10 protein-coding genes are annotated in these 14170 nt (G+C 48.9%); 4 read left to right on the top strand and 6 right to left on the bottom strand.

All coding sequences use genetic code 11. The annotated features are described in order from the left end of the window. The first annotated feature begins 248 nt into the window (after window positions 1-248). Window positions 249-464, top strand: coding sequence for a hypothetical protein (locus PJF56_RS16190; RefSeq protein WP_283763729.1), 216 nt, complete (start codon window positions 249-251; stop codon window positions 462-464). A gap of 69 nt (window positions 465-533) precedes the next feature. Here the strand turns inward: PJF56_RS16190 and gap are convergent, their stop codons facing one another. After that, window positions 534-1553 (bottom strand): type I glyceraldehyde-3-phosphate dehydrogenase, encoded by a 1020-nt coding sequence (gene gap, locus PJF56_RS16185; protein WP_283763728.1) that lies wholly within the window; start codon window positions 1551-1553, stop codon window positions 534-536. 209 nt (window positions 1554-1762) lie between these two features. Then, window positions 1763-3412: a phosphoenolpyruvate carboxykinase (ATP) gene (gene pckA, locus PJF56_RS16180; protein ID WP_283763727.1), complete on the bottom strand. Its 1650-nt coding sequence runs from the start codon at window positions 3410-3412 to the stop codon at window positions 1763-1765. A gap of 850 nt (window positions 3413-4262) precedes the next feature. On the opposite strand from pckA, the gene PJF56_RS16175 reads away from it, so the two are divergent. Then, window positions 4263-9320, top strand: a complete 5058-nt coding sequence (locus PJF56_RS16175; protein ID WP_283763726.1) for a DUF7948 domain-containing protein — start codon at window positions 4263-4265, stop codon at window positions 9318-9320. A gap of 272 nt (window positions 9321-9592) precedes the next feature. Here the strand turns inward: PJF56_RS16175 and PJF56_RS16170 are convergent, their stop codons facing one another. Next, window positions 9593-9823, bottom strand: coding sequence for a hypothetical protein (locus PJF56_RS16170; protein WP_283763725.1), 231 nt, complete (start codon window positions 9821-9823; stop codon window positions 9593-9595). 40 nt (window positions 9824-9863) lie between these two features. Here PJF56_RS16170 and PJF56_RS16165 point away from each other — a divergent pair, with 40 nt between their 5' ends. Next, entirely contained in the window at window positions 9864-9995 is a 132-nt protein-coding gene (locus tag PJF56_RS16165; RefSeq protein WP_283763724.1) for a hypothetical protein, read from the top strand. 9 nt (window positions 9996-10004) lie between these two features. On the opposite strand, the gene PJF56_RS16160 is transcribed toward PJF56_RS16165, so the two are convergent. The 3 genes from PJF56_RS16160 to PJF56_RS16150 form a co-directional block, all read right to left on the bottom strand. Next, the gene (locus PJF56_RS16160; protein WP_283763723.1) at window positions 10005-10190 is read right to left on the bottom strand and encodes a hypothetical protein; all 186 of its coding nucleotides are present in this window, start codon (window positions 10188-10190) and stop codon (window positions 10005-10007) included. A gap of 279 nt (window positions 10191-10469) precedes the next feature. Further along, window positions 10470-10841, bottom strand: a complete 372-nt coding sequence (locus PJF56_RS16155) for a hypothetical protein (protein WP_283763722.1) — start codon at window positions 10839-10841, stop codon at window positions 10470-10472. Next, a complete protein-coding gene (locus tag PJF56_RS16150) occupies window positions 10838-11101 on the bottom strand; it encodes a hypothetical protein (RefSeq protein ID WP_283763721.1) in 264 nt (87 codons plus the stop codon). Before PJF56_RS16150 ends, PJF56_RS16155 begins: the two co-directional genes overlap by 4 nt. 427 nt (window positions 11102-11528) lie before the next feature. On the opposite strand from PJF56_RS16150, the gene PJF56_RS16145 reads away from it, so the two are divergent. Then, the gene (locus PJF56_RS16145; protein WP_283763720.1) at window positions 11529-13910 is read left to right on the top strand and encodes a CHAT domain-containing protein; all 2382 of its coding nucleotides are present in this window, start codon (window positions 11529-11531) and stop codon (window positions 13908-13910) included. The last annotated feature ends 260 nt before the right edge of the window (window positions 13911-14170 follow it).

Raw genomic sequence — 14170 nt, 5'->3', positions numbered from 1 at the left:
GGGTAATGGGTAATGGGCAGAATCGATGTTCTTGAGGAAAAAGGGGCACAATTGGGAAGACCCTATGTTGATACACTTACCGCGCTTCGCGCGGTAATGAGGTACAGTCGGAAAAGATCCCCCTAAATCCCCCTTAAAAAGGGGGACTTTTACTGCCCCCCTTTTTAAAGGGGGTTGGGGGGATCGAAATGTACCGCATAGCAGCGAAAACTGCTGTATCTAGAAGAGACAGAAGAGGGCGAATTAGTATGAAAAAATATAAAACTTATAAAGAAATAAGAAGCACCTTTTCTCCTGAGTCTCAGCAAAGAATTGCTGCGGGCGCTCAGAAAATAAAGGAGGAGCTAAGAATACTTGAAACTGTGGGAGAAATGGCCGGAATATCACCAGATGAACTGGCAGAAAGGTTCAATATAAAGCCACTTGACCTTTCACCAAATGACCCATTACCCATTACCCATTAAAAAATAGGGTGAGACACGCTCACCCTATACCATACAGCATTAATAGGAAAAGAGAAGGAGAAAAGTAAATTATTCCTTAGCTGCCATGGCTAAGATTAAATCTACCATGCGGTTAGAATAACCCCATTCATTGTCATACCAAGAGACAATCTTGAAGAAATTAGAGTTTAATTCAATGCCTGCGCCAGCATCAAAAATACTCGAATGGGGATCGGAGGTGAAGTCCGACGAAACTACCGGATCTTCCGTATACCTTAACACACCTTTCATTTCCCCTTCTGCCGCTTTCTTCATCGCTGCGCAGATTTCGGCGTAGCTCGTGGCTTTCTCGGTCTTGAAGGTTAAATCTACAACTGAAACATCAGGAGTAGGAACCCGGAAAGCCATCCCGGTGAGCTTGCCTTTGAGTTCCGGTAACACCAGAGTCACAGCTTTTGCGGCTCCAGTAGAAGCAGGGATAATATTTTGGGTGGCACTGCGTCCGCCGCGTAAATCTTTACGGCTGGGGCCGTCAACGGTGGGTTGGGTGGCAGTCATGGCGTGAACCGTAGTCATTAAGCCCTCTGCCAAGCCAAAGTTATCGTTAATCACTTTAGCAACGGGAGCTAAACAGTTAGTGGTGCAACTGGCGTTAGACACCACCGTATGCTTCGCGGGGTCATAGCTGTTATGATTGACTCCCACTAGAAGGGTGGGGACTTTATCTGGGTCTTTTTCCTTGGTGGGTGCAGAAATTACTACCCGTTTCGCGCCTGCTTGTAGGTGTGCAGAGGCTTTTTCATAATCGGTAAATAAACCTGTGGACTCAACCACAAACTGCACCCCAGTCTTACCCCAGGGTAGTTCGGCTGGGTTTCTCACGGAGTAACAAGGGATATCTTTACCATTAACGGCGATCGCCCCTTCTTTGGCTTCCACTGTGCCCTTAAAGGGGCCGTGGGTGGAATCGTATTTGAGTAAGTAGGCAATACTTTCTGGAGGAACTAGGTCATTAATGCCACAAACTTCAATCTCTGGATGGGCAACGGCGACCCGAAACACTAGCCGCCCAATACGACCAAATCCATTAATACCAACTTTGACTGTCATATTGACATGACTCCTGTAATCGCAATAGGGAAATCACTTTCCCCGATCTACTTTGACACTTCCTTTGCTGAACCCTGCTGATGGCAAGAATGTTTTAAGCATTTGGGGAATAGGGAACAGGGAATAGGCAATAGGCAAGAGAGAATCTCCGCGTCTCCGTGTCTCCGCGTCCCCGCGTCCTCCATCCCCCCATCCCCCTATCCCAGGGACTAATCCAGCTTCGGCCCGGCGTTGATAATTTCGGGTTTAGCGGTTGTAAAGCGTTTGAAGTTTTCGATGAACTTCTCGGCTAGGATTTTCGCTTGGCGATCATAAGCTTCTGGATCGCTCCAGGTATTTTTCGGGTTGAGAATCTTCGGATCGACATTGGGAACGCTTTCCGGAACCAAAACCTTAAAGATTGGGTGGGGATTGAAGTTCACCTTATCCAGATTGCCCCTCAAAGCAGCCCAAACCATATAGCGGGTATCTTGAATATCAAACCGGTTACCGACACCATAGGGGCCGCCCGTCCATCCGGTATTGATCAGATACACTGAGGTGGTGTCCTTATGTTCTTCTAGACGTTTGGCCAGCATTTCCCCATAAACTGTGGCAGACAGAGGTAGGAATGGCTTACCGAAACAAGCGGAGAAGGTAGCTTCTGGTTCCGTAATTCCCCGTTCTGTGCCTGCCAGTTTGCTCGTATAACCAGACAAAAAGTGATAAATGGCTTGCTCAGTTGTCAGTTTGGAAATGGGAGGCAAGACTCCAAAGGCATCCGCAGTCAAAAAGATGACGGCTATCGGATGGCCGCCAATACCTGGAATCACACAATTGGGAATATAGTTGATGGGGTAAGCACCACGGGTATTTTGGGTTAAACTGCCATCGTCATAGTCGGGAGTGCGGGTTTCTTCGTCTAGGATGACGTTTTCTAGGAGCGAACCATAGCGGATCGCATCCCAAATTTCTGGTTCTTTTTCTTTGGAGAGGCGAATGGTTTTGGCATAGCATCCTCCCTCAAAGTTGAAGATGCCATCAGAAGACCATCCATGTTCATCATCTCCGATTAGGCGGCGACTGGTGTCGGCAGACAGGGTGGTTTTTCCGGTTCCGGAGAGTCCGAAGAAGAGGGCAGTGTTACCTTCATCGTCCATGTTGGCACTACAGTGCATGGGTAGCACGTTACGCTTGGTCATGCAGTAGTTCATGTAGGAGAAGGCGGATTTTTTGATTTCCCCTGCGTAGAAGGAACCACCCACGAGGATTAGTTTTTTAGAGAAACTAACAACGATGAAGGCTTCGCTGTGGATACCGTCAATACCGGGATCGCCTTTTAAGCCAGGAACGGCAATGATCGTGAAGTCTGCCTGATGGCTGGTTAGTTCTTCTGCGGTGGGGCGGATGAACATCTGATGCACGAACATATTTTGATAGGCGAGTTCGTTGATGATCCGCACGCTCATCCGGTAGTTGGGATCGGAGCCAATATAGCCGTCGAAAATGTAGAGGTCTTTGCCTTGAATGTAAGCAAGAACCCGTCTATGGAGCATGTCGAATTTTTCCGGGGATAAGCCGACGTTGACTTTGTTCCAGTGGACTTCATCATGGATGAAGGGTTCATCGACGATAAAGCGATCGTTGGGCGATCGCCCCGTATACTTGCCTGTTTCCACACAAAATGCACCATTAGATGCCAAAACCCCTTCTTTTCGCGCTAGGGCATGTTCCAATAGCTTGGGAACCGCTAGATTGCGATAGACCTTTTGCAGATTGAGAAAACCGAGTTCGTCGAGTCCGTAGTAGGGAGGACATAGGTGGGGCGCTGGGTTGTTGGCTGACGTATTGGCGATCGCCTTAGTTGGAGTTTGAACCATAATCTAATCTCCTTAGATTCATGTGACGTTAGTTCTTTGTAAATCTTTGTGAATCTTTCCTTGATTCCTTCGATTTAGAAGATTTGACTTACACTTTACCGTTAATTCACAAGAATGCTACATCAGTCTTCGATAAAAATCATGTCGCAATTTTGCCCTTTTTATAGTTTCTTGAATTAATACTAAGGAAACTCCTTTTTAAGTCATAAAAACCTAACAAAAATCATCGCCTCATCCACCATTTTAACTTTCTGTAACCTACACTACAGCGCCCGAAAAGCTCGAAAAATAAAAAAATTTACCTAAATTCCCTTACGGAAAGGACGGTAACCTATAATTCCCCTACTCAACAACCCTTACTCATTCCAGGCTATTCTTAACCCCAAATCTTAAGAAAAAACAAAGTCAAGACCCCTCCAAAAAACAACTCAAACTTACTTAATTAAACTCAATAATACCCAATTCCTTTAACCCATCAATATTTTATTATCTACCGTTTCCTGTCCATTAGAACAATTAAAAAATAAAAATTAAGAATTAAAAATGGGTAATAATGACTTATCCCCGCGTCCCTATCATTGACACGGGGACACGGAGACGCGGGGACGCGGGGACATGGTGATAGCTTGCTCCCTATTCCCCATTCCCTATTCCCTATTCCCTATTCCCTATTCCCCATTCCCCATTCCCTATTCCCTATTCCCTATTCCCCCCATCCTCCCCATTCCCCCATCCCCCCATCCCCCAAGCTATGATGGAAAGAAACTCACGGGATTGACAACAGAGGTCAAAACAATGGGTAAGCTTTGCTATAGTTGGTTCTGTACAAAAGGTATGGGGTGAGGACAACATGGGAATTAATAGTCAACTGCCATCAAGCACCGCACAAACACCACAAGACGACGTACTCCTAGCATCAGAAGCGCCTAACGCGCCAGTTTCTCCGGAAGCTAGGGCAGAGTTCGCCGGACAACGGCCCCTCAGTTTCATCCAAAATGATGGACAGGTCGATGACTCCGTATCCTTCCATGTTCGCGATGGAGATGTAGGCGAAGTTTTCTTTACTCAAGAAGAAATCGTCGTTGCCAATGGTGATGATGTCATTCGGGCGAACTTTGTTGGCTCCAACCCCAACGCCGAAGTCAGAGGATGGGAGCAACTCCCCGGTATTGCCAACTTCTTCATCGGCAATGACCCCAACAAATGGCGCACCAACATCGCCACCTTCGAGGGCGTATGGTACGAAGAAGTCTATGATGGCATTGACGTTAAATACTCCGGGCAAAGCGGACAAGTTAAACGGGATATCTACGTGGCTCCCGGTGCAAGCGTTGACACGATTAAACTGGCCTACGAGAACGTCAACGACATTGAAATTCGGGAAGATGGCTCCCTTGCTCTCATTACCGACACCGGAGAGCTAACGGAGAAAACCCCCATTGCCTATCAAATTATTAACGGTCAGCAAGTTGATGTAGATGTTGCTTACAAGATTCTAGAGGGGAACCAGATTGGCTTTGAAGTCGGCAGCTACGACCCCAATCATGAATTAGTCCTCGACCCCATCCTGGAATACTCCAACTACTTAGGCGGTGCTGTTTTTGAAACCCCTCCTGATGGGGGTGGTCTAGTTGAAGTTGACGTACAGCCATTTATTGATGTCCGCACCGTTATTCGACAAGAAGAAGAAGTCCGAACGAACCCAGTAACCGGCGAACCCTTCGTTGTTACCCTCTTCCGAGAAGAAGTAGAAACCTTTCAGAATGGTGATTTTATTGCCAGTGCTGAATACTTAGCCGATCCCGTTCCTTCAGAAGATGCCGGTTATGCGATTACCGTAGATAAATTTGGTGCTGCCTACGTCACCGGAGAAACTAGATCGGTTACATTCCCCACTCGCCCAGAAGAAGACACAGAACCGCCTTTTACGCGGCCCCTACCTGACCCCACAGCCGGTAATGATGTTCGCGAAGCCTTTATTTCTAAAATTGGTGTTGATGGTCAACTCGTCTACTCCACTTATATTGGTGGTGTAGACAAAGACCGGGCCAATGATATTGCCGTAGATAGTGCCGGGAATGCCTATATTGTTGGGGAAACTGAATCTCCAGACTTCCCGGTACAAGTGGGACGCACAACTACCCCCTTCCAGCCTTTTGCGGGCGGTTCTCAGGATGCCTTTGTCCTCAAACTCAACCCCACGGGAACCCAAATTGACTACGCCTCTTACCTCGGTGGTAGCGGGTATGAACGAGGGTCAGGCATTGCCCTAGATAGCAATGGTTCCGCCTATATTACCGGACAAACCACATCGACCGGTCTGGGAACGGCTGGAGTGTTCCAACAAAATACCGACCCCACCAATGGCAGTGATGCCTTTATTGCCAAGGTTAACGCTACCGGCAACCAGTTACTGTACTTTACCTATGTGGGTGGCCCTGGATTTGAAGAAGGCATTGGTATTGACATTGATGGCACAGGCAATGCCTATATTTCCGGAACTACCGAATCTTCCGGTTTAGCCACATCTGGAACCTATCAAACCAACCTAGTTGGCTCTAGTGATGTGTTTGTGTCTAAGATTAACCCCGATGCCAGCCAACAACTGTATTTCTCCTACCTCGGTGGTGGTGGCGGTGATGTGGCTGGGGGTATTGCGGTAGACTCTACCGGAGCAGCTTATGTGACCGGGATTACGCCCTCGGCTGACTTCCCCACAGGGCAAAACCTGGCATCGGGACAAATTCGCAACTTTGCCCAACCGACGTTCCAAACCGAGTATCAAGGTGGGCGCTTTGATGCCTTTGTTAGTAAGTTTGACCCGGATGGTCAATCCCTAGCCTACTCTACCTTCTTAGGCGGTACGGGGAATGAAGGGGTGGCTTTCTTACCCCTAACGGCCTCCACCATTGGTTTAGACCAAGCAGGACAAGCCTATGTGGTGGGTACAACTAATTCCGCCTCCAGCACAACTTTCCCTACTAGGAATGCAGAACAACCTAATTTTGCTGGTGGTCGCACAGATGCTTTCTTAACCAAACTCAATCGCGATGGTACAAACCTGATTTACTCCTCCTTTTATGGTGGGGATGGCGATGATTTTGGCTATGGGGTAGCAGTCGATCAGTTTGGTGCTGCCTATACCACAGGACAAACTGGCTCTAGTAATCTCAACATTAATCGTAATCCAGAACAACCTTTACCGGGAACCATACCTGGAGAACCTACTCTATTCGGATACCAGTTCGGTGACCCAAGTCCAGCATTGGGGCCCTACATTGTTGAAGCAAATCCAGCGCCTGGTGTTAGAACATTAGTTGATGTCGTATCTGTGCCCAACTACAAAGATTCATTCGTCAGCAAACTATCTTTTGAAGGGGTAATTGTCACCCCCTTTGGCGGCACATTAGACATCACTGAAGGGGGAGTAACTGACTTTATCGGTTTAGAACTCACCACGCCACCGACTGCCCCGGTTACCATTGTCCTCACCCCCGATAACGAATCCACCATTGCCCCCAATGTGGTCACCTTCACCCCAGAAAACTTCAATCGTCCCCAGGTAGTACAAGTTATTGCGGTGAATGATGGGGATGTGGAGGGAGCGCACCAGAGTAACATCAGTTTCCAAACCTTTAGCGCTGACCCCAGCTATAACCAGATTTTTGTTCCTCCAGTGACGGCCAACGTCACCGACAACGACACCAGGGTATTCGTAGACGAAAACGAACAACCCGACGGCACAAGAGGATTAGTAGTCTCTGAAAATGGCGACACCAACACCTACACCATCCGCCTGGCCCAACAACCGGCTCCTAACACCACAGTACAAGTGGTGTCTTCCCCAGATTCCCAACTGACTGCGGGTGCAAATGGCAACGCCCTAGAAAATGCTCCCTTTACCCTCAGCTTCAGTCCCAGTGACCCCCGTACCCTCTGGAACCGGCCCCAAACCGTCACTGTAGGCGCAGTGGATGACTTGGTGCAAGAAGGCAACCATACGGGACAATTGCAACTGGCGGTGATTAGCCAAGATGGAAGGTTTAACAGCACCAACGCCATCCTGGTGAATGATACCCCTCTCACCCAACAGGAGAATCAACGCAGTACCCTCACGGCCAATATCCTAGATAACGACCAACCGGATATCTTTGTTAATGTTCCCAGTGGCGAGTTAATCACCAGTGAAGATAGGACAGGCTTCCAAATCTCGGCCCGGTTGGGTAGTATTCCCACCAGTGATGTGGTCATCCCGATTGTGGTGAGTGACCCTACGGAAGGCAATGCCGTTCCTGCGAGTCTAACGTTTACGCCCCAAAATGCCACTCAACTGCAAGTGGTGGACATTCTGGGGGTTCCCGATGAGATTATCGATGGAGACCAACCCTATGTGGTTACCCTTGCCCCCGCCCAAAGTGCTGACCCCAACTACAACGGACTGGAACTGGAAGACAATGAATTTAATGTTCTGAACTTGGATATCGACACCTTCGGGGTGAATGTGACTCCAGTGACGGGTCTGCGAACCTCTGAAAGTGGTACAACTCAGACGTTTGATGTGGTGCTGTCCACCAGTGAAGCGCCCCTAGCCGATGTCCAGATTGACTTTAATACCTCCAATGCGGAAGAAGGCTTAATTTCTACGGATGGCCAAAATTTTGCGGCGGATGCTTCGTTGGTCTTTAATGCCCAAAACTTTAATGTTCGCCAAACGATTACGATTAAAGGGGTTCCTGATGGGGTGGTCGATGGCAACCAAGCTTATACGATTCTCAGTACCCCCACCACTAGCACGGATGAACGGTTTAATAATGTGCCGGTGCAGAATGTGGCGGTGATTAATGAGGATATTGACGAGATTGGCTTGACCTTTGAGCCTAGCACGGTCGAAACCATCGTCAGTGAAGATGGCCAGTCGATTGAATATACTGTGGGTCTGCAAAGTCGCCCCAGTTCTAATGTGGTGATTAGCGTTCAACCGGATGTGCAAAGCTTGGTGACTCCCCAAGTGCTGACGTTTACGCCAGCGAACTACACTGAGGTGCAAACCTTTACGATTACTGGTTTTGACGATCGCATCGTTGAAGGAACCCACAGCAGCACGATTAACTTCTCCGTAGCCTCTACTGATGCCGACTATGGCGATTTAACCCTCGACCCGGTAACGGTGACGGTTCTCGATAACGATACCAGTCGCCCCGGTCTCACGCCTTCGCCAACCCCAGCTCCTTCACCGTCTCCAGGCTTCCCCAGTTTCCCAGCCTTCCCCAGTTTCCCGACCTTCCCAGGCATGGTTACACCTGCGCCTGCGCCGAGTCCTGCACCTGCACCAAGTCCTGCACCCGCACCGAGTCCTAGTCCATCCTTCGGAACTGGACGGGCAACCCCCGGTAATGATGTTATCGACATGGGCGCGTTCAATCTCCGCAGTATTTCTGCCCTGCAAGGGGATGATATTGTCACAGGTAGCCCGGCCAATGATTTCATTAACGGTAACCAGGGTAATGACTCCCTCTTTGGGGCAGCCGGAAATGATTTCCTCTACGGCGGTCAAGATAATGACACTCTGCGCGGCAGTACGGGTAATGATAATCTGAACGGTGATTTCGGAAATGACTACCTGGAGGGAGGTACAGGCACGGATAACCTGAGTGGTGGCTCTGGCAATGATGTGTTTGTTTTACCCACGAGTGGCGCGGTAACTACAGTATTCCAAGCTGACCGGATTCGCGATTTCGGTAATGGAGTTGACTATATTGGTTTAACCGATGGGGTTACTCAAGGCAATCTCCAGTTGCTACAAACCGGCTCGGATACGGCGATTCTGTTTAATGGCTTGTATCTGGGTGTGGTGGAACGCACGACTCCAGCAGCGTTAAATAATCGATTTCTTCCGGTTACGTTGTAACCCTCTTCCCAAACCTCTCTCCCACGGGAGAGGGGTTAACTACAGAAGTCAAAAAGTTACCCAAACTTTCCCAATATGACTCAATTTGTAGGGTGGAGTGGAGGAACCCAAACAGGGCAGCGATCGCCTGATTCACGTCTTCGGAACCCTTTCCTACCCACTCTTGTACCTCTTCGATGCTTGTTCTATGGTCATTCGAGCGATGTTGGACAGACGAGAATCGGCAAAAATATACCAAATCACCGCATGGGTATCAACAATTGCCTGAAGCATTAAATATCCTCCCTAGGAAAGCGACTCCAGGCTTCTAGACGAGCGTTATCAATCTCTTCGGCTGAAGGTGCTGTTCCTAAATGGCTACAGATCCCCCATAAAGAGCGCCGGGGAGTTACGGTAGTTTGAGCCACTTCGCGCTCAATTTCAGGCGCGATTTTTTCAATTAAGCGTATTTTGTCGATTAGAGAAAGTTGTTTGGCTAAGTTGAAGACTTGTTCTAAGGTCATCGGAGTGAGATAGGGGAGAGATGATTAAGGATTGTAACTTATGATTGGCTTCTGGCGGCTGTTAGAAACCGGGTTTCTTCCCACAGATGCACCCTGGGATGGAGAGGCAGCAGAAACCCGGTTTCTTTGCACTTCTCGCGCCAGCCAAGGCCAACGATGGAGTGATACATAAGATAGATTTTCAATTATCGTGGAGATCGGAAACTGTTTTTTCCCTTGGCTCAATGGCAGAAGCTTCTTTAACGATTTCTTGGCATTGGTTGGCGAAGGCGATGGAAAGTTCATAGAGTTCTCTGGCCGATTGTTCGCATTCTTGCAAAAGTTCGAGATCTTCCAGCATTTGCGCTTCATTAATCACAGATTTCATTTTAGGGTCTCCAACGATTGACAAGAGTCTCAACTTTTAGTTTAACTTCTATGACTTTATCAAGTTCCGCATTTAACCGATTGATGAGAACATTCAGTTCTGATGGGATGGTCATTACTGTTAACTGGGTTGATATCGTCAGTTTAACGTAGATCGGTTTCTCCGTGTTTCTTGCGGCGGTTAGAAACCGGGTTTCTTCCCACAGATGCACCCTGGGATGGAGAGGTAGTAGAAACCCGGTTTCTTTGCACTTCTCGCGAACTCGGTTTCTGTGTATCTCTAAATATGCTCCAAGTTGGTTATCGGTGAACGGTTCAATTTTTCCAGCCTATCTTGCACAAGTGGTACAGATAGGGGAGCAGTGAGTAAAGGATTAGCCAGTTCAAAGATTAGGGTTTCTAATAATTCTTCATCTTCATCATCATAGGCAATATCCTCTCGCCCTTCAATGGTATTTGCCCAATCTTCTAGATCTTCAGCAGAGAGTTTACGATCGAGATAACGTTGCAAAATGGAGCATAAATGTTGACGGTTGAGGACAACAAGAGGGGTATCACTATCCCATCCGAAATCATGAAGATGGGGCACAATTTCACCGATGGGTTGGTTGAAGTTTAATAGGGCATTCAGCCATTGGGTTCGAGTTTTCATGGGTATTTTTGTTTAACGTGAACAATACTACCATCGGGTGCATAGGTGGTTTTCGTATAGAAAAGGGTTGTTCCTGTCGAGTCTATTTGTTTTTCATAGGTGGCAAAAGAACCGGGAATGTTTCTAGCGGGAACATCAGCGAGAAAGGCTTTACCTCCATTGGGAAGATCGTAGATTTTTACTGCACCAGCATTTTTGGGAAGACGTTCTTGAAAGCGCTTGAGATTGGCAAGTTGTTCGCTATTGAGGGCAGTTGCCATGTTGTTAACTGGGTTGATATCGTCAGTTTAACGCAGATCGGTTTCTCCGTGCTTCTGGCGGCTGTTAGAAACCGGGTTTGTGCCCACAGATGCACCCGGCGATGGAGAGGAGCGAGAAACCGGGTTTCTTTGCCCTTCTCGCACCCTGTGTTCCCCAATGTCATGGCGAACGAAGTGAAGCCATCTCATACTCTTGGAGACTTATTGAGATTGCTTCGCTACACTGCGTTCCGCTCGCAATGACATCAAGTCATTGCGAATGAAGCGAAGCGGAATGAAGCAATCTCAGCCCCCTGCGGTAATATGAGAGGGCTTCCCTACACTCCGTTCCCCTGGCCATGACCCACAACATCCCCGCCAGAGAAATTTCCGATACAATAGAAACGATCGCTCGCTGTTCATTGTTCATTATTCATTGTTCATTGATATGAGAATCCTCGGAACACTGGTAGCGCTGGGCGTATGGATGACTCCGGTAATGGTGACGGTGGCAGAGCAACCCAGTTGGGCCCAAAATCGGCAACCTTCGGCGGAGGAAATTGCCGCAGCGATCGTACAATTAATACAGCAAGCCAGACAACTGCAACAACAGGGAAAACCACGACAAGCTTTAGAGGTTTGGCAGCAAGTATTAGCCATTTCGCAAAAACTAGAACTCACAGAACTTGAAGCTCTAGCCTGGAATGCAATTGGGTATAATGCTCATGCTATAGGAGAACCGCAACGAGCCATAGAAGCCTATGAAAACGCCTTACCCCTTTTCCGAGCCGTGCAAGACCGAGGGGGAGAAGCTGCCACGTTGACTGGTTTGGGAGGAATTTACTACAGCATCGGAGAAGTAGAACAGGCGATCGCCTATTACGAACAAGCTTTACCCCTTTTCCGAGCGGTGCAAGACCGAGGGGGAGAAGCTGCCACGTTGAATAATTTGGGATTAGTTTACGACAGCATCGGAGAAGTGGAAAAGGCGATCGCCTTTTACGAACAAGCCTTACCCCTTGTCCGAGCGGTGCAAAACCGAGGGGGAGAAGCCACCACGTTGAATAATTTGGGAGGAGTTTACGACAGCATCGGAGAAGTAGAAAAGGCGATCGCCTATTACGAACAAGCTTTACCCCTTCGCCGAGCGGTGCAAGACCGAGGGGGAGAAGCCACGACTTTGAGTAACATTGCTGCGTTTTATCGAGACACCAATCAACCGGAAAAAGCGATCGAACACTTAAAACAATCCCTAGAAATAACCCTCACCCTTCGCAGCAACCTGAAACAAGAAAATCGGAAAACCTTTATCGAAACTAACCGAGGCCCTGCTATCGCCCTAACTTCCCTGCTCATCGAACAAAACCAACCCAAAGAAGCCTTTACCTGGATAAACCGCGTCACCACCTACGAACTGGCCGACTATACTCGCCTCCTCGGAGCAAAAGTCCAAAACCCCGAAGCTCAAGCCCTCATCGACGAATATAACCAACGCTCCCAACAACTCGAAGTCCTCAGACAACAACTGCAACTCGACTTCTCCGATGACCAACTTTCGCGCCGCATTGGTGACCTAGAGACGGAAAATATTCAACTCGCAGAACAAATAGCCCAACAGTTCCCCGAAGCGGCTGACCTGTTTGAAACCCCTCTCATCGACATCGAGCAACTGCAAGCCACTATCCCCCCAGGAACCCTTGTCCTGCAACCGGTTCCTCTCACCAATATTACGAACGTTCCCAATACCCTAGCTCTGTTTCTGCTCACCCGCGATAGTTTCCAAGTCGTGCAAACCCCCCTCGATGCCGAGAAATTTAACCAACTCGTCCAGCGCTATCCCCAACAACTCGAAAACAGACACAAAGACTCTCTCACCACCAGTCGCGACCTTTACTACATCCTCATTCGCCCCATCGAAGACCAGCTCAACGCCTACAACCCCGAACACCTGAGCATCATTGCCACCGGCCAACTGCGCTACATCCCCTTTGAAAGCCTCAACGACCGAGAAACCAAACAATTCCTGATTGAAAAATACCCCATCAACTACCTGACGCGCCTCTCCCCAACCCCCTCCAACCCTCAAACTCGAAACAACTCCCGCCGTCTCCTGGCCTTCGGCAACCCCAAACCCGATCCTCCCCTAGACCTACCGGGAACGGAAGCCGAAGTCAACACCATTACCCAACTCTTCCGCAACAGCCAGGGCTACCTGCACCAGAGCGCCACCCTCGACCAGTTTAAGACCCAAGCGCCTAAGTTCCCCTTCCTCCATCTGGCCACCCACGGCTGTTTTCAGGATCAACCCTGTCAGTTTGAATCCGAGGAGAATGGCAAAACCGATACAGCCACCCTAGCGGCAAATACCATCCTCTTCGCCGATCGCCAGTGGCCCATCCAAGATGCCGCCCTCCTGGGGTTAACCGACACCCGCTTAATTGCCCTCAGCGCCTGCCAAACTGCCCGCGAAGCCGACCTAGAGGGAAATTCCATTTCCGGAGTCGCGTACCTGTTTGAACGGGCAGGAGCGCAAGCCGTCATGGCCAGTTTATGGCAAGCAGAAGATCGGTACACCAAGGAACTAATGAGCGATTTTTACCAATACATTACGGAAGGCATGACCCAAGCACAAGCCTTACGCCAAGCCAAACTCAATCAACTCAAACATCACCCCCATATTTGGTCACCCTTCATCCTCATCGGCGATGCTCAGTCTGATCCGTTACCAGAAACCGGGTTTCTGTCCCCAGTTAGAACCCCGGTTTTTGTCTTAATTACCAGTTCAATCCTCCTGATCGGCGGTTTCTGGTGGCTCAAACGTGGGCGCTAGTTCCCGTCATGGCGAATCGAGAGTTCCTGTCATTGCGAGTGGAACGCAGTGGAACGAAGCAATCTCCCCTATCCAGGTAAACTTGGCGATTGCTTCCCGGAGGTCGCAATGACAAGGGTTCAGTCATTGCGAGTGGAACGCAGTGGAACGAAGCAATCTCCCCTATCCAGGTAAACTTGGCGATTGCTTCCCGGAGGTCGCAATGACAAGGGTTCAGTCATTGCGAGTGGAACGCAGTGGAACGAAGCAATCTCCCCTAT

The sequence above is a fragment of the Roseofilum halophilum BLCC-M91 genome, from assembly GCF_030068445.1.
Classification (GTDB): Bacteria; Cyanobacteriota; Cyanobacteriia; order Cyanobacteriales; family Desertifilaceae; genus Roseofilum; species Roseofilum halophilum.
This window is presented reverse-complemented; position numbering and strand designations above follow the sequence as displayed.

What these genes read in the sequence shown, in the direction of transcription:
- PJF56_RS16155 (WP_283763722.1), bottom strand. Translation starts at nt 10,841, where the DNA reads ATGAAAACTCGAACCCAATGGCTGAATGCCCTATTAAACTTCAACCAA.
- pckA (WP_283763727.1), bottom strand. Translation starts at nt 3,412, where the DNA reads ATGGTTCAAACTCCAACTAAGGCGATCGCCAATACGTCAGCCAACAAC.
- PJF56_RS16170 (WP_283763725.1), bottom strand. Translation starts at nt 9,823, where the DNA reads ATGACCTTAGAACAAGTCTTCAACTTAGCCAAACAACTTTCTCTAATC.
- PJF56_RS16175 (WP_283763726.1), top strand. Translation starts at nt 4,263, where the DNA reads ATGGGAATTAATAGTCAACTGCCATCAAGCACCGCACAAACACCACAA.
- PJF56_RS16145 (WP_283763720.1), top strand. Translation starts at nt 11,529, where the DNA reads ATGAGAATCCTCGGAACACTGGTAGCGCTGGGCGTATGGATGACTCCG.
- PJF56_RS16160 (WP_283763723.1), bottom strand. Translation starts at nt 10,190, where the DNA reads ATGAAATCTGTGATTAATGAAGCGCAAATGCTGGAAGATCTCGAACTT.
- PJF56_RS16165 (WP_283763724.1), top strand. Translation starts at nt 9,864, where the DNA reads ATGATTGGCTTCTGGCGGCTGTTAGAAACCGGGTTTCTTCCCACAGAT.
- PJF56_RS16150 (WP_283763721.1), bottom strand. Translation starts at nt 11,101, where the DNA reads ATGGCAACTGCCCTCAATAGCGAACAACTTGCCAATCTCAAGCGCTTT.
- PJF56_RS16190 (WP_283763729.1), top strand. Translation starts at nt 249, where the DNA reads ATGAAAAAATATAAAACTTATAAAGAAATAAGAAGCACCTTTTCTCCT.
- gap (WP_283763728.1), bottom strand. Translation starts at nt 1,553, where the DNA reads ATGACAGTCAAAGTTGGTATTAATGGATTTGGTCGTATTGGGCGGCTA.